General features: G+C 35.9%; 24 protein-coding genes, 2 tRNA genes and 4 riboswitches. Of the genes, 3 read left to right on the top strand and 23 right to left on the bottom strand.

The window, feature by feature from the left end:
- Nucleotides 1-36: 36 nt before the first annotated feature.
- Nucleotides 37-1,218 (top strand): MFS transporter, encoded by a 1,182-nt coding sequence (locus AC1Q8M_RS00130; protein ID WP_098855421.1) that lies wholly within the window; start codon nt 37-39, stop codon nt 1,216-1,218.
- Between the two features lie 25 nt (nt 1,219-1,243).
- Here AC1Q8M_RS00130 and kdpDN read toward each other — a convergent pair whose 3' ends face one another.
- From kdpDN to tenA, 19 genes are all read right to left on the bottom strand, one after another.
- Nucleotides 1,244-2,398 carry a KdpD-like non-kinase potassium sensor gene (kdpDN, locus tag AC1Q8M_RS00125; RefSeq protein WP_098361148.1) on the bottom strand — a complete coding sequence of 385 codons (1,155 nt, stop codon included), beginning with the start codon at nt 2,396-2,398 and terminating at the stop codon, nt 1,244-1,246.
- Between the two features lie 56 nt (nt 2,399-2,454).
- A complete protein-coding gene (gene kdpC / locus AC1Q8M_RS00120; RefSeq protein ID WP_098361147.1) occupies nt 2,455-3,036 on the bottom strand; it encodes a K(+)-transporting ATPase subunit C in 582 nt (193 codons plus the stop codon).
- A gap of 16 nt (nt 3,037-3,052) precedes the next feature.
- Entirely contained in the window at nt 3,053-5,143 is a 2,091-nt protein-coding gene (gene kdpB, locus AC1Q8M_RS00115; protein ID WP_001247992.1) for a potassium-transporting ATPase subunit KdpB, read from the bottom strand.
- A 13-nt stretch (nt 5,144-5,156) separates the two neighbouring features.
- On the bottom strand, nt 5,157-6,824 hold the full coding sequence (gene kdpA, locus AC1Q8M_RS00110) for a potassium-transporting ATPase subunit KdpA (RefSeq protein ID WP_098361146.1): 1,668 nt from the start codon (nt 6,822-6,824) through the stop codon (nt 5,157-5,159).
- Between the two features lie 19 nt (nt 6,825-6,843).
- Nucleotides 6,844-6,921, bottom strand: a complete 78-nt coding sequence (gene kdpF / locus AC1Q8M_RS00105) for a K(+)-transporting ATPase subunit F (RefSeq protein ID WP_223153441.1) — start codon at nt 6,919-6,921, stop codon at nt 6,844-6,846.
- The gene (locus AC1Q8M_RS00100) at nt 6,921-7,025 is read right to left on the bottom strand and encodes a SipW-dependent-type signal peptide-containing protein (protein WP_000887894.1); all 105 of its coding nucleotides are present in this window, start codon (nt 7,023-7,025) and stop codon (nt 6,921-6,923) included. Before AC1Q8M_RS00100 ends, kdpF begins: the two co-directional genes overlap by 1 nt.
- Before the next feature lie 98 nt (nt 7,026-7,123).
- Nucleotides 7,124-7,269, bottom strand: a riboswitch (cyclic di-AMP (ydaO/yuaA leader).
- A 134-nt stretch (nt 7,270-7,403) separates the two neighbouring features.
- Nucleotides 7,404-7,526 carry a hypothetical protein gene (locus AC1Q8M_RS00095; RefSeq protein WP_001034419.1) on the bottom strand — a complete coding sequence of 41 codons (123 nt, stop codon included), beginning with the start codon at nt 7,524-7,526 and terminating at the stop codon, nt 7,404-7,406.
- Nucleotides 7,527-7,529: 3 nt separating this feature from the next.
- The gene (locus tag AC1Q8M_RS00090) at nt 7,530-7,763 is read right to left on the bottom strand and encodes a hypothetical protein (RefSeq protein WP_002025339.1); all 234 of its coding nucleotides are present in this window, start codon (nt 7,761-7,763) and stop codon (nt 7,530-7,532) included.
- A 13-nt stretch (nt 7,764-7,776) separates the two neighbouring features.
- A complete protein-coding gene (locus tag AC1Q8M_RS00085; RefSeq protein ID WP_000424089.1) occupies nt 7,777-8,163 on the bottom strand; it encodes a hypothetical protein in 387 nt (128 codons plus the stop codon).
- Between the two features lie 93 nt (nt 8,164-8,256).
- Nucleotides 8,257-8,404: riboswitch (cyclic di-AMP (ydaO/yuaA leader) on the bottom strand.
- Between the two features lie 85 nt (nt 8,405-8,489).
- Entirely contained in the window at nt 8,490-9,302 is an 813-nt protein-coding gene (gene thiD, locus AC1Q8M_RS00080; RefSeq protein WP_090978436.1) for a bifunctional hydroxymethylpyrimidine kinase/phosphomethylpyrimidine kinase, read from the bottom strand.
- A gap of 15 nt (nt 9,303-9,317) precedes the next feature.
- Complete coding sequence (gene thiF, locus AC1Q8M_RS00075; RefSeq protein ID WP_098257011.1) at nt 9,318-10,337, bottom strand: thiazole biosynthesis adenylyltransferase ThiF; 1,020 nt, start codon at nt 10,335-10,337, stop codon at nt 9,318-9,320.
- Nucleotides 10,330-11,100 (bottom strand): thiazole synthase, encoded by a 771-nt coding sequence (thiG, locus tag AC1Q8M_RS00070; protein ID WP_000931981.1) that lies wholly within the window; start codon nt 11,098-11,100, stop codon nt 10,330-10,332. Before thiG ends, thiF begins: the two co-directional genes overlap by 8 nt.
- Before the next feature lie 2 nt (nt 11,101-11,102).
- Complete coding sequence (thiS, locus tag AC1Q8M_RS00065; protein WP_001049502.1) at nt 11,103-11,306, bottom strand: sulfur carrier protein ThiS; 204 nt, start codon at nt 11,304-11,306, stop codon at nt 11,103-11,105.
- A 15-nt stretch (nt 11,307-11,321) separates the two neighbouring features.
- Entirely contained in the window at nt 11,322-12,431 is a 1,110-nt protein-coding gene (thiO, locus tag AC1Q8M_RS00060) for a glycine oxidase ThiO (RefSeq protein ID WP_000333304.1), read from the bottom strand.
- Nucleotides 12,424-13,044 (bottom strand): thiazole tautomerase TenI, encoded by a 621-nt coding sequence (tenI, locus tag AC1Q8M_RS00055; RefSeq protein WP_000787167.1) that lies wholly within the window; start codon nt 13,042-13,044, stop codon nt 12,424-12,426. The genes thiO and tenI overlap by 8 nt, the downstream gene beginning before the upstream one ends.
- Before the next feature lie 10 nt (nt 13,045-13,054).
- Nucleotides 13,055-14,056 (bottom strand): ABC transporter substrate-binding protein, encoded by a 1,002-nt coding sequence (locus tag AC1Q8M_RS00050; protein WP_000670422.1) that lies wholly within the window; start codon nt 14,054-14,056, stop codon nt 13,055-13,057.
- Nucleotides 14,053-14,805, bottom strand: a complete 753-nt coding sequence (locus tag AC1Q8M_RS00045) for an ABC transporter permease (RefSeq protein WP_001080857.1) — start codon at nt 14,803-14,805, stop codon at nt 14,053-14,055. Before AC1Q8M_RS00045 ends, AC1Q8M_RS00050 begins: the two co-directional genes overlap by 4 nt.
- Nucleotides 14,805-15,554, bottom strand: a complete 750-nt coding sequence (locus tag AC1Q8M_RS00040) for an ABC transporter ATP-binding protein (RefSeq protein WP_001256788.1) — start codon at nt 15,552-15,554, stop codon at nt 14,805-14,807. Before AC1Q8M_RS00040 ends, AC1Q8M_RS00045 begins: the two co-directional genes overlap by 1 nt.
- The gene (tenA, locus tag AC1Q8M_RS00035) at nt 15,523-16,218 is read right to left on the bottom strand and encodes a thiaminase II (RefSeq protein ID WP_000666820.1); all 696 of its coding nucleotides are present in this window, start codon (nt 16,216-16,218) and stop codon (nt 15,523-15,525) included. The genes AC1Q8M_RS00040 and tenA overlap by 32 nt, the downstream gene beginning before the upstream one ends.
- 85 nt (nt 16,219-16,303) lie before the next feature.
- Nucleotides 16,304-16,407: riboswitch (TPP riboswitch) on the bottom strand.
- 60 nt (nt 16,408-16,467) lie between these two features.
- Nucleotides 16,468-16,579: riboswitch (TPP riboswitch) on the bottom strand.
- A 269-nt stretch (nt 16,580-16,848) separates the two neighbouring features.
- Here tenA and AC1Q8M_RS00030 point away from each other — a divergent pair.
- Both AC1Q8M_RS00030 and AC1Q8M_RS00025 read left to right on the top strand, forming a co-directional pair.
- Nucleotides 16,849-18,003: an SH3 domain-containing protein gene (locus AC1Q8M_RS00030; protein WP_001056045.1), complete on the top strand. Its 1,155-nt coding sequence runs from the start codon at nt 16,849-16,851 to the stop codon at nt 18,001-18,003.
- A 5-nt stretch (nt 18,004-18,008) separates the two neighbouring features.
- Nucleotides 18,009-18,347 carry a hypothetical protein gene (locus AC1Q8M_RS00025; protein ID WP_001137818.1) on the top strand — a complete coding sequence of 113 codons (339 nt, stop codon included), beginning with the start codon at nt 18,009-18,011 and terminating at the stop codon, nt 18,345-18,347.
- A gap of 240 nt (nt 18,348-18,587) precedes the next feature.
- Here AC1Q8M_RS00025 and AC1Q8M_RS00020 read toward each other — a convergent pair whose 3' ends face one another.
- The 4 genes from AC1Q8M_RS00020 to AC1Q8M_RS00005 all read right to left on the bottom strand — a co-directional run bounded on the left by AC1Q8M_RS00020 (nt 18,588) and on the right by AC1Q8M_RS00005 (nt 20,757).
- Nucleotides 18,588-19,739, bottom strand: coding sequence for a DUF3965 domain-containing protein (locus AC1Q8M_RS00020; RefSeq protein ID WP_000648915.1), 1,152 nt, complete (start codon nt 19,737-19,739; stop codon nt 18,588-18,590).
- A 321-nt stretch (nt 19,740-20,060) separates the two neighbouring features.
- A complete protein-coding gene (locus tag AC1Q8M_RS00015) occupies nt 20,061-20,480 on the bottom strand; it encodes a CBS domain-containing protein (RefSeq protein WP_016513712.1) in 420 nt (139 codons plus the stop codon).
- A gap of 129 nt (nt 20,481-20,609) precedes the next feature.
- A tRNA-Glu gene (locus AC1Q8M_RS00010) sits at nt 20,610-20,681 on the bottom strand.
- A 1-nt stretch (nt 20,682) separates the two neighbouring features.
- Nucleotides 20,683-20,757 (bottom strand) — tRNA-Asn (locus AC1Q8M_RS00005).
- Nucleotide 20,758 lies beyond the last annotated feature (1 nt).

The following is a 20,758-nucleotide window of genomic DNA, read 5'->3' as shown; positions in this document are numbered from 1 at the left end:
TTTCCTAGGAAACTAAATTACAAGGGGGTTAACAAGATGAAAAAATCTAAACTAAATTTCATTTTATATTTTATCTGTATTAGTGCCTTATTCGGTTCCTTCGCTCAAAATATTTACACACCTATCTTACCGATGATTCAAAATTCTTTTCATACTTCTCTTTATCTTGTAAATGTAACAGTTTCACTTTTTACATTCGTTCTTGCGATTATGCAGCTCATATATGGCCCTTTAATTGATACAAAAGGGAGAAAATCTGTCCTTATTCCTAGTTTAATTATTAGTACGATTGCTTCAATCGGATGTGCTTTTTCGGCAAACATTTATTTATTTCTCTTTTTTAGAGCTGTTCAAGCTATAGGAATAGCGGCTATACCTGTAGTTTCAGCAACGATTATCGGCGATTTATTTGAAGGAAAAGAACGCGGAGAAGCGATGAGCCTATACCAAATGTTACTTGCCCTCGCACCTGCAATGGCTCCTCTCATAGGTGGTTATCTTGGCAGTATAAATGGTCACTTATCTGTATTTCTCTTTTTATCTACACTTGGCATTATCTTATTAATGATAAACATTTCACTACTTCCAGAAACAAAGCCAAATGTAATTAAGCAGTCTAAAGCACAAAAGAATTACTCTCTTATCTTAAAAAATAAAACTGGATTTTCTATTACTCTTATTGGCTTCATTCAATTTTGTATTTACTTTTGCTTTCTCGTTTTTTTACCGAGTATTTTAACAAATTCATTTCATTTAACTGTAAATAAAATTGGTCTTATGTTTGTACCAATGTCTCTTTCTATCATGCTAGGAAGTTTTTGCTACAAGTTTTTGCAAAAACGCCTCACAACAAAGCAAGCTTTATTTATTACGAGTTTCTTCAATATTATATGTGTCGTTTTATTCTCTTTCACATATAGCATCAATATCCCCTTCATCATTATCGTTACATCTTTGTACGGTTTTAGTATGGGACTTTCTATGCCAACTCACACTACTTTATTAACAGAAGAATTCGTACAAGAACGTGCAACAGCTATCGGTATATACAACTTCATCCGCTATCTTGGTATGGGTACAGGGCCACTTATAGGTGGATTTCTTTTATTTAACCAAAATTACTTTTGGATTTTCTTCCTAGGCGCAATTATGTTTTTACTTGTAATCTTATATGCAATGAAAATGCTAAGTTTTCATGCTGTACAAAAAGCAAAATAGAGCCCCAAAAAAAGGCGGCTCTATTTTAAACTCTTTGATCTGCAACGATATGAATATCAATATACCTCGTTTGCCTCATAATCTCATTTACAATCGAACCTTTTCGTATTTCTTCCCAACGAGTTCTTGCCGATTGCCCAAGTAAAATTTGCGTTACTTGTAATCTTTTCGCAACTTCAATAATAACATCCGCTGGCTTTCTCCCTCTTGCTTCTTCTAATACAAAACTTGCATCAAATTGATTCGTTAGCGTCTTCCACTCTTCAATCGTCTGCTTTTTTCCAGCTGAAATAGAATCTATATTTTCCCTCTCAACGTTTAATACGTACAATTCAGCATTTAACCGATCAGCCATGCGCCATCCCCGTCTTATTAATTTCTCCGCTGTTGAACTGTATTGTACACAAACAAGAATTTTTTCTTTTACGCCAATTGGTTCTATTACTGTTTGGCTAATTTTCTCGTCCATATCATCGGCAACCTCGCGAAGTGATAATTCCCTAAGTGCTCCTAAATTATTAAGTGTAAAGAAATTTTGTAAACTTTGCTGAATTTTTTCTTCTTTATATATCTTTCCGTCTATTAGTCTCTTCCTTAATACCTCGGGCGTTGCATCAACGAGCTGAATTTCATTTGCTTTTTGCAAAATAAAATCTGGAATACGTTCTCGTACTTTTACATTCGTAATTTGAGCTACAATATCATGAACGCTTTCTAAATGTTGAATGTTAAACGCTGATAATACCGATATACCAGCCTCTAACAATTCCTGCACATCCATATAACGTTTCTTATGTTTAGAACCAGGAACATTACTATGCGCAAGTTCATCCACTACGACTACTTGCGGCGCGCGTTTTTTTATTCCTTCCACATCAAGCTCATAAAATACCTTTCCTTTATACTGTATTTCTTTCAAAGGAACTTTTTCTAAATCAGCAATTGCTTCTTCCGTCTCTTTTCTTCCATGCGTTTCAATTAAACCAATTACAATATCAATTCCATCTTTTTTCATTTCCCTTGCATCAAAGAGCATTTTATAACTTTTTCCTACGCCTGGAGCTGCTCCGACATATAACTTTAACTTTCCCCGATTTTGCTGACGAATATATTCTAAATATTCCTCTGGTGTTCGCCTTTGAAAAGTCGGTTTATAGTCATCTGCATACAAAACATTCACAACCTTTCTTTCGAAACAACGCTACCTCAATCCATTAGATTGAGGTAGCACTGTTACTATTTCAGTAGTTTCTGTAATTCTAAATTTAACTTTAAAACGTTCACGCGATCTTCTCCAAATAAACCAAGTGCTGCACCTTCTGTTTGATCTTTAATCAACTGATCCAGCGATTCTTTCGGGATTCTCGTTAATTTCGAGATGCGCTCTACCTGTACGGAAGCCGCCTTTGGACTAATATCCGGATCTAGCCCTGAACCTGAATTTGTCATTAAATCTATCGGTACTTCTGTGACTGGAACAGTGGGATTTTGTTTCTTCCACTCTTCAATACTTTTCTCTACTCGCTTTACTAAATCTGGATTAGATGGTGCATAGTTATTTGAACCAGATGCTTCTGCCTTATATTCAATACTAGAAACACGCCCTTGAAAATAACGTGGATCCGTGAAGTTTTGCCCGATTAATTTAGAACCAATCACTTCATTTTTATCATTATATATTAGACTTCCATCCGCATTATCCTTCATCACTGCTTGTGCAATACCAGTAACAATAAGTGGGTATACAAGTCCACACAACACTAGAAATGTAAAAGTAATACGGATAATTGGTGATAGTATACTTTGTTTCTTTTCCATCTTTTTCCCCTCTTCCTTATATGAACAAGCCGACAATCATATCAATTACTTTAATTCCAATGAACGGAACGATAACTCCGCCAAGCCCATAAATAAGTAAGTTTCGGCTAAGCAATGCATTAGAACTCATCGGTTTATATGCAATACCTTTCATCGCTAACGGAATGAGTAATGGAATAATAACAGCGTTAAATATTAATGCTGATAAAATCGCTGACAGTGGTGATGTTAATTTCATAATGTTCAATGCTTCCATTTGCGGAATCGCAAGTGTAAACATTGCTGGAATGATTGCAAAATATTTCGCTATATCATTCGCAATACTAAACGTCGTTAACGCACCTCGCGTCATTAACAATTGCTTACCAATTCCTACAACCTCAATAATTTTCGTTGGATTCGAGTCTAGATCAATCATGTTCGCCGCTTCTTTCGCTGCTGTCGTACCACTGTTCATCGCTAATCCAACGTCGGCCTGCGCTAATGCTGGAGCATCATTTGTACCATCACCTGTCATCGCTACAAGTTTCCCTTTATCTTGCTCTGCTTTAATAACAGCAATTTTATCTTCCGGTTTACACTCGGCAACGAATTCATCTACTCCAGCTTCTTTTGCAATCGTTGCTGCCGTTAACGGATTATCACCTGTACACATAACCGTTTTAATCCCCATTTGGCGTAACTGTTCAAAACGCTCACGCATACCCGGTTTTACTGTATCCTTTAAATAAATTAAACCGTAAATACGATTATCTACTGCAACTACAAGTGGTGTTCCACCCTCTTTTGAAATTAAGTCTGCTTTTTGATTTACATCTTTCGGAATTATTCCGCCTTGTGACTCAACCCATTCAATAACGGCACCTACAGCACCTTTTCTCACTTTCGTTCCGTCTTGTAAATCAACACCACTCATTCTCGTTTCTGCTTTAAACGGAACAAACTCACCTTGTTCTGCAAGTTCTCTATTGTATGATATAGATTTTCCCTGCACATACTCGATAACAGATCGACCTTCTGGTGTTTCATCTAAAACAGAACTAATAGCGGCCCACTTTCCAACTTGCTCAATCGTTTCATTTCCTACAGGCAATAATGTATGAGCCATCCGGTTCCCAAAAGTAATTGTACCTGTTTTATCTAAAATAATTGTATTAATATCGCCAGCAGCTTCTACTGCTTTCCCCGACATCGCTAACACGTTAAACTTTGTCACACGGTCCATCCCAGCAATACCAATTGCCGATAATAGCCCACCAATTGTCGTTGGAATTAAACAAACTAATAATGCAACTAGCACAGCAGTATCAATTTGAAACCCTAAATAATTTGTAAAAATCGGCAACGTCACAACGACGATCAAGAAAATAAGAGTTAAGCTCGTTAATACTGTATTTAAAGCAATCTCATTCGGCGTTTTTTGACGAGCAGCTCCTTCTACTAAAGAAATCATTTTGTCTATAAATGATTCACCAGGATTACTCGTAATGACAATTGTAATTTCATCACTTACGACCATCGTTCCACCTGTTACGGAACAAAAATCACCGCCTGCTTCTTTTATAACAGGAGCTGATTCCCCTGTAATTGCAGATTCATCTACAGATGCTAATCCTTTGATTACTTCGCCATCATTCGGAATCATTTCTCCTTGTTTTACGATAACAACGTCACCTTTTGTAAGATCAGTTGCTGAAACTTGGACAATGTCTCCATTTTCTTTTACAACATTTGCAAACACATCTTTCTTTGACTGCTTTAAAGAATCGGCTTGCGCTTTACCACGACCTTCTGCTAATGCTTCTGCAAAATTCGCAAATAAAACTGTAAATAATAGAATGAGAGAAACTGTTATATTAAACCAACCTGGTATACTACTAGAACTACTTGGAAGAAAAGATAAAATGAACGTAATGATAAATCCAATTTCCACAACGAACATAATCGGATTCTTTATCATGACTTTCGGATTCAATTTCGCAATGGATTGCTTCATCGCATGTGTTACGATATCACGATCCATCGTTTTCGCTTGTCTAACTTCATCTTCTACAGCATGTATTTGTGACTCATTTAATTGTTTTTCTTTTACTACTACCGGTCTCATCATTTACCCTCCATTACTTCAATGTAAGAAATTCTGCAATTGGTCCGAGTACTAACATCGGAAAGAATGTTAATGCACCAACAATTACAATTGTTCCGATGAAGATGCCACCAAATAAACTATTATCTGTACGGAACGTTCCGACTGTTTCTGGCACTACCGTTTTTTCTTTCAACGAAGCTGCCACAGCTAGCATCGTAATTAAACTGAAGTAACGTCCTAAAAACATAACTAAACCAGTCGTAATATTCCAAAACGGTGTATTATCTCCTAATCCTTCAAATCCAGATCCGTTATTCGCAGCTGACGATGTATACTCATATACAACTTGCGTTAAACCGTGGAAACCGGAATGAGAAATAGCATCCGTCCCTAAATTTGTTGAAAGAGCTAATGCCGAAAAGCCTAAAATGAGCAATGGATGAAATAAAATCGTGACCGCGATTAATTTCATTTCCTTACCTTCAATCTTTTTACCTAAAAACTCTGGTGTCCGTCCAACCATTAACCCAGATATAAACACCGCGATAATTGCATACATCATAATGTTTACAAAGCCTGCTCCAACGCCGCCATACACTGTATTTAACATCATATTTACAAGTGGAACTAGACCGCCAATTGGTGTTAACGTATCATGCATCGTATTAACAGCCCCAGTTTCAGCAGCTGTCGTTACTGTTGCGTATAGTGAAGAAAATACTGTTCCAAATCGTACTTCTTTCCCTTCTGTACTTCCTTGTACATGTTCGATACCCATTCCATTTAATGCCGGGTTCCCGTTTAGTTCAGATGTCGTAATCGTTATAAACCCTAGTAAAAATACCATAAATAGTGACACGAAAAGGATGCGACCTTGTTTTTTATTTCCTACCATTCGTCCGTACGTAAATGGAAGTGCTGTTGGTAATAACATCATAAGCATCATTTGCAAAATATTACTCATTTGTCCTGGATTTTCAAAAGGATGCGTAGAGTTTGCTCCGAAAAATCCACCGCCGTTATTTCCAAGTTCCTTAATGGAAACGAATGATGCAACAGGTCCACGTAATATACTTTGTTTTGCCCCATCAATCGTTTGTGCTGTAACCGCTCCATCTAGCGTTTGCGGTACGCCAAGTGCGACAAAAACTAGTGCCGCAATAAATGCGATAGGAAGAAACACTCTCGTTAACGCTCTCGTAAAATCAACGAAAAAGTTACCAAGTTCTTTTCCAGCAAGTCCTCTTATAAAAGCCATAACGAGCGCTAATGTCGTTGCTGGTGCCGCAAACATTAAAAATGTAATTCCGATTAATTGTGATAAATAAGATAAACCATTTTCACCGCTATAATGCTGTAAGTTTGTATCAGCCATAAAACTAATTGCTGTATTAAAAGCGAGCGTAGGCTCCATCCCTTCAATATGCGCTGGATTTAGTGGCAGCACACCTTGTAATCTGAAAATGAAGTATACGACAACGATCATAAATCCATTTAATAAAACTAATGATAATGCGTACTGTTTCCACGTTTGATTGTATGCTTTTACACCCGTAATTTTAAAAATAAGTTTTTCAAAAGGCCCGAATACTTTATCTAACGTTTTGCTACCTTGAAAAGCTTTTTCTAAATAAATCCCCGTTGGCTTTGCTACTAAAATAAACAAGAGCATTGTAATAATGACTGCAACCCAAATCATAATGAATGATTCCCCCTAATTAAAACTTCTCTGGATTTAATAATGCATACACTAAATACACTGTAATTGCTGCGACAATAACCGATAAGACAATCATCATGATTGCTTTCCTTCTTTCACAACTTTATCTGACCAACTTGCAAGACTTGCCATCGATGCAACTAATAAAATAAAAATCCCGACCATTACAACATCTAACATAACTATCCCTCTCTTCTTTTGTTAAAATTTACCATTTAAATATTAAAAAAGAACACTGAGCTCTACTCAGTGTTCAAAAAATGAACAACAAAAAGTAAACCTCCTCTCTAAACGCTTACGAGGTTAGCTGTCGGATTCGGGCCTAAAGAGTAGCCCTACTTTCAAAACTGAAAGATTCACCCCAAGTGACGATGCACAAAATTGGTTCCCCCGCTCCATTTCTGGAACTCAGCGATTTTAGGTTTTTTTGGAAATTTTATGAATGATTTATGAGAGTAAATATACTCCTCTATATTTCACTTGTAAAGGGGGAAATTGCTGAAAATAATAATATTTACATTCATTTAAACGCTTACATTGAAGATTATTACTATTATTTCATCTATTTTCTTTATTTCTCTTTTCTTTTCTTAAAAATGACCTTTTAAATATGAAATAAAAAGAGCGAATGACATGAAGTGCATAGCCTGTTGCACTCAGCATTCGCTCTTTTTTATTCAACCTTTATTCTCCTCTTAAAAATGCACGTAAATTTCTCCCACGAATATAAACTTGTGTCAATTCTGCATGTAGCTGCTCATACTCGGTAATATCCATCTCTAAATACAAAGCATCTTTTGACGGTAATATAATATATGGCCCGGGAAAAAGAGGATCAATTTGAACCAATTCTTGAACTCGCTCTACCGATACTGCCCAACGATTTGCTATATCTCCAAGTAATAGTACCTTCATCATTTCTTCCCCCGCCCTATTCAGAAAATAAAAAAGAAATATTATCACAATTTGTAAACACGACAAACTTAGCTCCAATTGTTTCATAGAGCCTCGCTGGATATCGTTTATTCCTTGTAACAACAGTAATAGGTGCTTGAAAAGAAAAACGAATGTGTTCTGTGAAGAAACTAACGATTGGAAGCTCATCCCCTAGTAAAATGACCTTCTTAATACACTCACAAATACTAGTAAAATCCTGCTCCTTACTAAAACTATAAGTCCAATCAAACCCACAATTCCTAACTTCAGCCGCTACCTCTTCATTTGCTGTAAAAATAACTAACTCATGTTGAAATGCAACTAGATCTCTTAAACTATTTACCTTACTTTCTTCTCCAACACAAATAAGTGTTAGTTCCATGTACCTCATCCTCCTTAGTATAAAAGAAATCAAACATAGATTGATATTCCCCTATACTAATCAGATCGATGAAGTGATGTATCCATCATGGCACCGTCCTCTCTCAAGACGCTTACGAAGTTAGCTGTCGGATTCGGGCTTTGAGAGTAGCCCTACTTTCAAATTTGAAAGATTCACCCCTAGTGACACTGCACAAATTGGTTCCTCCGCTCCATATAATTGGACTCAGCGTTTACAAAAAAATATATTCTGGCTGATATATTACTCCTGTATTTTGAAAAAGTAAACAGAAAAAAAGCCAGTTATAAAACTGGCTTTTCACTTATCTATACACGCGTTCTATTCACTTTATACGCAAAATGATTCGTCGGTCCATGACCACTACCAATATTCAATGGCTCTTCAATTGCTATACTAATAAATCGTTTTGCTTCTTGAACAGCATCTTCAATTGAGTATCCTTTCGCAAGTCCTGCTGTAACCGCTGAAGCAAATGTACACCCACTTCCGTGCGTTTGCTTTGAAGGAATTCGCTCGCTTCTAAACTCAATAAATTTTTCTCCATCAAAGAGGAAATCAATTACTTCATTACCTTGATATTCTGCATGTCCGCCCTTCATAAGCACATATTTAGCACCTAATTCGTGCAATACTTTTGCAGCTTCCTTACTATCTTCAACATTATGAATCTCCATCCCAGTTAACACTTCTGCTTCTGGGACATTCGGTGTTATAACAGTTGCTACTGGTAATAAATATTCTTTTAATGCTTGAACTGCTTCTTGCTGTAATAATGATGCACCGCCTTTTGCAATCATAACGGGATCTAGCACAATATTATTCCAGCCAAATTTTTTAATTTGTTCTGCAACAATTTGAATTATTTCACTACTAAATAACATTCCTAGTTTCACTGCATCTGGTGTTAAATCCGTACCAATTGAATTCAGCTGTTCTGTAATACCTTCTAACGGAACAGGATATACCCCTTGAACGCCAAGCGTGTTTTGAGCAGTAATTGCCGTCATAGCCGTCATTCCGTATACACCAAGCTCTTGGAATGTTTTTAAATCTGCCTGAATTCCAGCACCGCCGCCGCTATCAGACCCTGCAATTGTTAAAGCTTTATTCACTTTCATCCCACTCATCCTTTTCTATCCAAAATAGCGATGATAAATCGTTTTTGCTTCGCTTATATCTTTCGTTCCATGTACGAGCACACGGCCATCTTTAAAGGCGACTAACCTCTTGTCTTCAACAGAAAATGATAGTAAATATGGATTTACATTTAAATCATTCACGCGACCTTCCAGCAACTCTTTATATTGTTCAAAATTCATTTCCTCTTTATGAGGTGGTCTAATTTGAACTGTATTTCGCCCGCATAAAACTGCTGTTTTTGATGTGTTCTCTTTATTTAAATACGGATATAATGCATTCTCTCCGCATGAAGAACAATTATGCTGGCGAAGCTTTTGCACATTCATACATGAATACTCATTCTTCCACATATCAAACGATACAAGCCCATCTCGAAGTGATTCGTAATCTTCTACTAACAGTTTAAGAGCTTCTGTTACTTGATGAGAAACGACAAGAGATACAGCAGGTGATATAATACCCGCTGTATCACATGTTGCCCCGCCAAGCGGAATCGACTGCAATAAACATGATAAACATGGTGTTTTACTAGGAATGATTGTATAAGAAAGACCATAACTACCTACACATGCACCGTAAATCCATGGAATAGAATATTTTTGTGCTATATCATTCACAATAAAGCGTGTTTCAAAATTATCAGTCGCATCAATCATTACATCAACGTTTGTAACAAGTTCTTCTAGCCCTTCAGCTGTTACGTCTTGAACGAGAGCTTCTATTGTTACATCGCTATTAATCTCTTCTAAACGTTTTTTAGCCGCTATAGCTTTCGGAAGATTATTCTTTACGTCGCTCTCTGCATACAATTGTTGTCTTTGTAAATTACTCCAATCTACATAATCACGGTCAACAATTGTTATCTTGCCAACACCTGCTCTTACAAACATCTCTGCATTTGCACTACCTAATGCACCTGCACCGATAATAAGCACATGCTTTTCTCTTATCTTTTGCTGTCCTTCTTCTCCAATTGGAGAAAATAGTTCTTGGCGAGAATATCGATTATTCAACTACACTCATTCCTTCTAAAGGACTACTTGCAGTTGCACAACGTTTACGTGCAATACGACCTGCTTCAAATCCTAAACGGCCTGCTTCAATACTTAATTTCATTGCTTGTGCCATTTTAATAGGATCTTTTGCTCCTGATACAGCTGTATTTAATAACACGCCATCTGCTCCTAATTCCATTGCAAATGCCGCATCAGCTGGGCTACCAATACCGGCATCAACGATAACTGGTACTGTCGCTTGTTCAATAATGAAGCTCAAATTTAATGGATTTACAATACCAAGTCCTGATCCGATTGGAGATGCTCCTGGCATAATCGCATGCACGCCAAGCTCTTGTAATTTACGTGCTAATACAACATCATCAGATGTATACGGAAGTACGATAAATCCTTCTTCCAGTAACATTTCAGATGCCTTTAACGTTTCTACCGGATCAGGTAATAACGTTCTATCATCACCAATAACTTCTACCTTTATCATGTCACAAAGCCCAGAAGCTTTTGCTAATTTTGCAATACGAACAGCCTCTTCAGCGTTTTTTGCTCCTGCTGTATTTGGTAATAACGTATATTTTTTCACATCAAGTTTCTCTAATAAATTAGGTTGCTTTGCATCAAAGATATCCATACGACGTACTGCAAACGTTAAAATTTCAGCTTCAGAAACGTCAATTGCCTTTTGCTGTACGTCAAAATCAGGGAATTTACCTGTACCTAATAAAAGTCTAGAATGAAATGAAAATGGTCCAATGTTCAACATAATCAACCGCCTCCTACGAAAGTTACAATCTCAATTTGATCTCCATCAAAAACAGATGTATCTGTATGATCATCTTTTTGTAAAATATCTTTATTACGCTCTACTACAACAATTCTGTTATCTAACTCTAAATGTGTAAGTAACTCAGCTACTGTTTTTACACTCGCTGGCACTTCAATTTGGTTACCATTAATTTTTAAATTCAAACTTCCATCCCCTTTCTAAACTCTTCTAGAAAGCAAGGAATCTAGCAAATGATTCTCTTGCTTTCCTTCTATTAAATCAGCCATATATTGGCCAGAAATAGGACTTAATAAAATACCGTTCCGATAATGGCCCGTACAAGCATATAAACCTTTTATTTCTTCATGCTCTCCCATATAAGGAGCTTCATGATTCGATTGTGGTCTTAATCCTGCCCACGCGCTTTCCCATTCTGCTTCTTTTAAAGCTGGCAATATTGTATAAGCACGCTCTAATATAGAAGTTATACTTTCTGGCTGCACAGTTTTATTGAACGTATGGTGCTTCATTGTTGCCCCAATTACGTAACGTCCACCGCGCTTTGGAGTAATGTAAAATCTTTCTTGAAAAATAGGTGCTTTTAAAAGTTGTTTTCTACTTCTTACCGCAACCACTTCTCCTTTAACTGGATATGTACCCCAATCGCGGTGAAAATAATTGAGTAACTTCGTGCTCCATGAACCTCCTGCAATAACGACTTTCTCACATGTGACAATACCTTCACTTGTAATAACTCCAGTCACTTTATTATTTTCAATACGAATATCAAATACTTCTGTCTGTTCATATATATCAGCACCTGACATTGCCGCAGAATGTGCGAATGCTTTCGTAAGCTCTGGTGCAATAACATGACCGTCTTTCGGATAATATACTGCTCCTATAATGGATTCGGATAGATACGGCTCTTTTTCCCGCACATGGTCTCCCGTTAGAAAGTAGGAATCTTCACCTGTTTTTTGCTGCCAATCCATAATGTGAAGGATTCTTTTCTTCTCATCTCCATTTTGAGCAATACGATAAATTCCTTTTTCTTCATATCCAATATCAATACCCGTCTTTTCACGTAAAACTGTTGCAAGTTGTGGAAATATAGCTCGGCTTTCTCTAGCAAGTTCAAATAGCGGATCATACGCATCCCATTCTGCCTGAACACCAAGTAGACCAGCAGCTGCTTTTGAAGCTTCCGATGCAATTCTTTGCTTCTCTACAATCGCTACTTTATGTCCTCTTTCTGCTAGAAAATGTGCAACTGAACTACCAATTACACCACCACCAATAATCGCTACATCATACTTCTCACACATGTTTTTCCGCCCACTTTCTTATTGATTCCTTATAAGATTTCGCTTTGCTATATGGGTCACTACTACTTACAATTCCGGACATAACTGCTATACCGCTTACACCGTTAGTAAGGACATCCACTGCGTTTTCTGGAGTAATTCCTCCAATTGCTGTAATCGGTATAGATAAACACCTTGCAATGTCAGAAATTTCTTCAAGCCCTCTCGCTGGCACACCTTTTTTACAATCTGTCGGAAATACATGACCATAAACGAGTGAATCCGCTCCATTTTTAAATGCTACTATCGCTTCATCTAGGGAATGCACAGAATAACCGACATGCAAATACGAAAACTTTTCTTTCACTGACTTTACATCTGTGCTTCGATACCCTAGTTGAACACGAGGAATATTTAATAAAATTGCAATATCAATTCGATCATTTATGACAATTTTAGAAGCCGGAAAGCCTTCCATTAAAAGACTTTCCACACCTTCATATAACTCCTTCGTACTCTTCTCACGCTCACGAATATGCAAATAATCAATCTCACTCTCAATTTGCATCGCTACATTCACTAACTCTTCGAATGGCATATGGCCATTTGAGATTACGTGGAGCTCATTTTTCATATTCATTCGCCTACTTTAAAATATTTTCGAATAGTTCATCGGCTGGAACGGTTTCTTTCGTCATTCCTTTGTCCTTCAGCCATTTATTTTGTTTCTCCCAAGATTCTTTTGAATCTGATAAAAATGGCTCATCTTTCGTTTCCATCTTCTCTAATAAAATTTTCATACTTTCCTTTTCAACTTCTGGCACAAGTGGGAAGTTTTCTTTTTCTTGATGATTTAATAAAATATTCAATGCTTCATCTGGGTTTTTCTTCATGAAATCATAGCCTTTTTTCGTACCACGTAAGAAAGCTTGCAACGCTTCTTTATCTTTTTTCAACGTTTTATCACCTGTTACAAACACAAGTTCATGATAGTTCGGTACTCCGTAATCAGCTGGATTAAAGTAAGCTGGTTCATGGCCTTCATGACGCATAACCGGTACTTCATGATTAATGTATGCCCCTGTTACCGCATCCACTTTTTTCGTAATTAAGGCTGGTACTAAATCAAATCCAACATCAACTACTTTCACTGTATCAGGATTACCACCAGCTTCTTTTACCATCGTTTTTAAATACATCTCACTTAAAGGTGTTCCAGAATATCCTACTGTTTTTCCTTCTAAATCTTTCGGTGATTGAATACCCGCTGATTTCAGCGATACGACATGATTTAATGGTGAACGTACGACAGCCCCAATTGATTTCACTGGAATTTGCTCATTTGCTCTTGCCATAACAACATCTGGCTGATAATACAAGCCAACTGTCACCTTCCCTGCTGCTGCCAATGTTAATGGATCAGTCGGATTAGAAGGGAATTTAATATTTACCTTTACACCTTCTTCTTTAAAGTATCCTTTTTCAATTGCTGCATAAATAAAGCTATGTACCGCATTTGGATACCAATCTAACATGACTGTTATTTCTTTCTCTTTTTTACTTTTTTCTGATGCTGAATTACTCGAACATCCTGTAATCATTGCAATTAATAATGTAAACACAAAGATGCGCTTTAAAAATTTCATGAATGCTTCCTCCAACTAATGAATTTCTTTTCTAATATGGAAATAAGTACGACGAAGAAAATAGCTAATAATGATAACAATACAATGGGTGCAAATACGCCAGCTCCATCTAACTGCGTCATCATTCTCTTACTGAAATATCCAAGTCCAGCTTGTGCACCGAGCCATTCTCCAATTGCTGCTCCGATAACACTAAGCGGAACTGCAATTTTTAAAGCTGAGAAAAAATAAGGAAGAGCAGACGGCAACTTTAATTTAAGAAAAATATCTCTTTTCGTTGCTCCATATGTAACTAAGAGCTCCTCCCATTCTTTTTTTGTACTACGCAGTCCATCATACGTATTGACCGCAATCGGGAAAAACGTAATTAAAACTGTGACAACAACCTTACTCCAAATTGTGTATCCAAACCATAAAACAAATAGCGGAGCAAGCGCAGTAATCGGAATCGTTTGTGAAGCAACTAATAATGGATAAAATGCTCTTTCCATCCATGTACTCGCATTCATTAACATCGCTAGCCCTACACCTAATACGATAGAAATAACAACACCTATTAAAACGACGTATAACGTTGCAGGTAAATGAACCGTAAATAATATGTCTTTTAGTTTCCATATCTTCATTACAATCGCAGACGGTGACGGTAAAATGTACATCTCATCTACAATTCTTGCTCCTATTTCCCACACAGCTAGTAAAATACTAGAAAGTGTAATAGCAGGAACTAATTCTTTCAATCGGTTCATCACACAAGTACCTGCCTTTGTAACATACTAAGAAGCTCATCTTTCAGCGCTAATACTTCCGGTTTATATAAATCTTTTCGTGTTCTGTTATGATCAAGTGGTACAATCCGCTCAGTCAAAGTCGTTATCGGCTGCTGTTCCACTACTAAAACTCGGTTCGAAAGAAATAACGCTTCTTCAACATCATGAGTAATGAATAAAATTGTTTTTTCCCACTCTTGCCATTGTTCAAACAGCCATTCTTGCAAAGAGGCCTTCGTTAAAGCATCTAACGCGCTAAACGGTTCATCTAATAACAATATCTCCCCGCCCGTTAACAAAGTTCGGATAAAAGATACGCGTTGCCTCATACCACCAGATAAATCTTTCGGATGTTTTGTCTCATATCCTTGTAAACCAAATTTATATAACAGTTCCTTTGCCTTTACTTGTGCTTCTTTCTTCTGTACACCTTGGCACTCTAGCGGCAGAGCAGCATTCTCAATAATTGTTCTCCACGGCAAAAGCATATCTTTTTGCGGCATATATCCTACAGGATGGTGCTTTGTTTCTGTCAGTTCTATCTTTCCAATACTTACCTTCTCTAGGCCTGTAATAAGGCGAAATAAAGTACTTTTCCCACATCCACTCGGTCCGATAATACTGACAAACTCTTTCTCATGTATAGAAGCATTTAATTCATGGATGATTGGTTTCTCATCGTAATGAAAAGAAACATTATGAAACTGTAGTATGTTCTTGCTCCTCAAATCCCCACATCTCCTTACGATAGGACATATCCCAGAATAAATATTCAAATCGACTGGAATATAAGAAAATCTCCTCTAATCTATCTAGTTCTTTCTCAGACTTTCCAACTGCCATTTCATTTAATAAATCTATTAACCAAATACAAAGATTACCGTATTCTTCCGAACTATATCCTTGAATCCACTCACCAAAAAACTCATGATCTCTTGCTCCAGGAATATCATTTAAACGCTTTCCAATTTCCCAGTAGCTCCACATACATGGAAGAAGCGCTGCTATTAATTCTGCAAGTGTGCCATTTTGAGATACAGACATCATGTAATTTGTATAAGCTAAATTTTTAGCAGATGGTTTCGCAGACTCTATATCCTCTATAGAAATTCCAAGTCTTTTTGCATATTGTTTATGGATTGTCATTTCGCCATTTAATATCCCATCAATTTGTTCAGCGAACTTTCCCATTACTTGTGGATTCGTTGCTTTTACAACACCAATCGCATATAACTTTGCATAATCTAGCAGATATAAATAATCTTGAATAATATAATACTGGAATTTATCTTTTTCTAACGTGCCATCTCCCATACCCACTACAAACGGATGATTATGACTCATCTCCCAAACCGGTTGCACAGTTTCTAATAATCTATCACAAAATTTCATTTCTCTATCCCCTTTCAATATATGTATCTAAATAAAAAACCACTTCTATATATAAGAAGTGGTTACAGCAAATAAAATTATACATTTATTCGATGTTCCACTTCCCTTCGCTAGTATTACCTAGATCAGGTGTTATAAGGGTTAAGGATTATTCCTCTCTCAGCAAATCAAGCACCCCTAGTGGTTTCAATATGAAATTTTCAAATAAAAAAGCCCCGTTTCTATACGCAAAGAAACGGGGACTCATTGTTAGTGTCCGAATTGCTTCCCTACGCTAGCATAATCTAGATCAGGTAATAAAAAGGATCAAAGGCTTACGGCCTACTCTCAGCTGGCAACACCAGCTCTCCTAGCAAACTATAAAATTATCACTGTCAGTATAACACCCTAATAAGACATCATCAACTGTTTTAATTTTCTTAATTATCAACAAAATATTGAAGTTATACAATACATACATTCTATTTTAGAAAATAAAACCCAAATTAATTGTATAAAAAGGAATCATTATCCTCAAAAAATTTATTTTTATATTGATTTCATATTACATTTATGTGAATACACCCACTATATTATATCTTTATACTATAATAAAATTAAAACTATACAACTAGAGGAGGTCTCTATTCCATGAATATGAAAGCTACGGCTTTAACAGCAACTACTGTAGCGATTGCTTCTTTACTTCCTTCTATGGGTGAAACAAATGTACAAAAAGCAAACGCTGAACAATTATCTAATGTTAAAACTGGGTATGTCAAAGTCGATCAAGTAGCATTACATACAGAAGATAACGTAAAAAGCACATCAATTGATACAATTCGCTTTAATACAAAAGTGAACATCCTTGAAACAACTAATGGTTGGTATAAAGTATCTGTTCATAATAAAGTAGGTTATGTACAAAAAGATGCTATTTTACTAAAAAACAAACTTCAATCTAATGATCAATACATCGTCAATGCTAATGCATTAAACGTTCGCTCTGAACCTAATTTAGAATCTTCCATTTTAGATGTATTACCAAATGGCAAGTTTATTACCGTTCAAGAAGATCAAGGCGAATGGTATAAAATATCACATAATGGCCAAACGGGTTACGTACAAAAAGCATTCATCTCTAATGGTTCACAACCCTTAGTAAAAGGAATCACCGTTCAAAATAATACAAAATATACTGTTGCAACACCTAATCTGAATGTACGTAGCAACACTAGTACAAGTAGCGCTCTACTCGGTTCATTACAAAACGGTACACAAGTACAAGTAGTAGAAACTGTAGGAACTTGGTATAAAATTCGTTTTGGCACAGGATACGGATATGTAGCAAAACACTATGTAGTACAAAATCAACCACAGGCTAAAACAGATCAGCCTTCATCTATTCCAGCTGCTTTCAAATTCCCTGCTCAAGGAAGAATTAGCTCAACCTTTGATATACGCTGGGAACAAATGCATTATGGTATAGATATTGCTGCTCCAGGGAACGTCTCTATCCAAGCTGCTGCTGCAGGTAAAGTTGTGAAATCTTATTATTCAGCTAGCTATGGCAATGTTGTGTTCATTGCGCATCAAATCAATGGGAAATTATATACAACTGTTTATGCTCATATGAAGGATCGTACTGTACAAACTGGTGATCAAGTACAAGCTGGACAATTAGTAGGTCATATGGGCAACACAGGTCATTCATACGGGCAACATCTTCATTTTGAATTACATAATGGAGAATGGAATTTTGAAAAAACAAATGCAGTAAATCCACTGCCATATTTAGTTAGGTAAATTGTATGCCACGCAATATACCTCTTATAATTGAATACGCAGCCTTTTTAGGTTTAATCTGTTGTTTAATCATTTACAATACAAACATTGTATTTTTATCTATTATTATTGCTTTTGTTGCATTAGAAATTATGATGGAATCATTTCAAGTGCAACTAAAACAAAAAATTGCCCATATTTATAACGCTATATTTCTTTTGAGTGCTCTCATAACAAATATAATTAGTAATGGCTTTTATTTATCTACTGTATTTCCAGTATTCTTTATGGCTGTTTTATTATTTGTAGCTAGATATATTAATGTCCCTTATAACCAAAAACAAAAACAAGAACAAGAAGCTTAGAAAGAGGAGACACTGTGTACCAATCTTTCAAAGATACTCCAATAAAATACATATTGCATTTGTATAAGAAAGCCAATACTTTTTTTGGTATACAAGGAAGTTATACTGCACAACTTCTTCTATATGGAATGTTGTTTCTTGTTTTAATCACTTTCTCCTTGTTTTACTAACAAAAAAGGATCTCACATAAACTGGAGATCCTTTTTAATTTATATTAATTTTTCATATCGAAAATATTGTTTATCCACAAGCATATTTTTCATAAATAAAGCTCAGATTATATTTTTTCTCTAAGCTCATTCGTTGTTCGTCATCGCACCAATAGAAAAGAATATCATGAATCGTTGCGTAACGCTTATTTTTAAGAAATAGCCTAAAGAATGATGGTAAACAATCATGTAATTGTATAAATATATAATTGCGTAGTGTTTCTTCTTTATATTCAATGCCCTTACAAATATACAGTAATTCTTCACAATAATATGCATGCTGTGGAACTTGTATCATCTCGAAAAATGGCACATAAGATAGTAGCTTTCCAATAAAATGACCGTATCGATCCATTACTCCTATCGTCATATGCTCCATCATTTCTTTCATTACATATAAATAATCATCTACATGTGTTGTCTTTAATGGGTCTAAGCGATCGGAAATTTGAGATAATACAGCTCTTTGACATGCTAAAACTGCCTGACTAGGTCCATAATATGATAGGAAATCTGTACACTTACGATATTTCCGTAATAAATCATGTGTATATAAATCATATACGAAAGTATTACAATACATTGCTAAACTCATCATATCACTATTTAATTGCTCTTTTGATAATGATTTCGCTCTCTTGCACATATAAAAGAATGTAAATTCCAATACTTCTTTATGAGATAATAAATGTTTACAATCGGTTATACATTTCTCATTAAATTTAACTCTATCCCAAATTTCAATATCCCTATCTGTCAATTCACCTATACGATATTTAATAATTAAATAGTTTAAAGCAACTGATTGCGTCAAAAGATCCCATGTTTCATATTCCAATGAAGTATGAACAAACTCAGCTAATCCTTGTGCTATCATAAAAGCATTTGCCTCTTCATACCAACCAATCTCTTGGCATAAGCGAAGAATACGCACTAAAGTTGGAATTTCATCTTTATGAAACTGCGGTAAATTCTTTACTTTATTCATGCCATATACGATAAATGCCGCTAAATTTTCTTCTTTATAAAATTCTTTCTCTTTCCATACTAATATAGTTCGTTCTTTCCCCTCACCTTTTGGGTGACAAGGTACAAGCAAAGAAAATAATTCAGCAAAATTATTTGGTTCTATATATGTATCTGTAACCAAATTCCAATTTGGATCGCCCTGTACAGCCTTCATATAATTCCCCTTCCCTTTTCATCTATGTAGGAAATATTAATTTATTATCGTACCACTAAAAATTAATATTGTTATATTCAAAATCTCTCATAATACTTATATCTATCAGTATATCATCTTTTCTCTTATTAAAAATGAAGAATAACAAATTTAAAAAAACTGTGGAAATTATTAACCATATACTTATTATATAATGCCTCAGATACATCACGCTAACATATTAGTTTAATCCATATATACTAGAATAATGCATCTGAACTTTATATATAATTTAGCTCTTTATGAGTGACCATTAAAATCTCGGTTAATTAAAGTTTCAATTTACTCTGTACGCTCTGAGATTTCGCTCAAGGCAAATCCAGCTTGATCATCTGCCGATTCCCTTATAGCTAAATCCCCTAGTGCTAACATGCCAATAAGCTGACCACTATCAACTACTGGTAACCGTCTAATTTGATACTGTGCCATTAGCTCTGTAGCTTTTTCAATAGAATCATTTGGAGAAACTGAGATAATATTTGTTGTCATTACATTTGTAATTTTATTAGATCCAGGATGTTTTTCAGCAATCCCTCGAACAACTAAATCTCGATCAGTAACAAGCCCAATAACTTGCTCATTTTCAACAACAGGAATTAACCCAACCGATTCTTCCTTCATTTTTACAGCTGCCTCATATACATTGTCTAGCGGTGTACAATGTACAATATGGGTACTCATTAAGTCTCTAACTCGTGTCATTATTTATTTCCTCCTTTTTATACATACCATAGCTTTTCCAAAATTCCTTTATTTATTTCTGGAAAGTAACATGATAAAAAGGATCAACAAAATAAAAAAGAGCCAGCATAATGCTGACTCTTTTTTGTATGACCCGTACGGGATTCGAACCCGTGTTACCGCCGTGAAAGGGCGGTGTCTTAACCACTTGACCAACGGGCCATGGCTCCGCAGGTAGGACTCGAACCTACGACCGATCGGTTAACAGCCGATAGCTCTACCACTGAGCTACTGCGGAA

Source organism: Bacillus sp. GW823-FHT06A10 (genome assembly GCF_058795375.1).
This window is presented reverse-complemented; position numbering and strand designations above follow the sequence as displayed.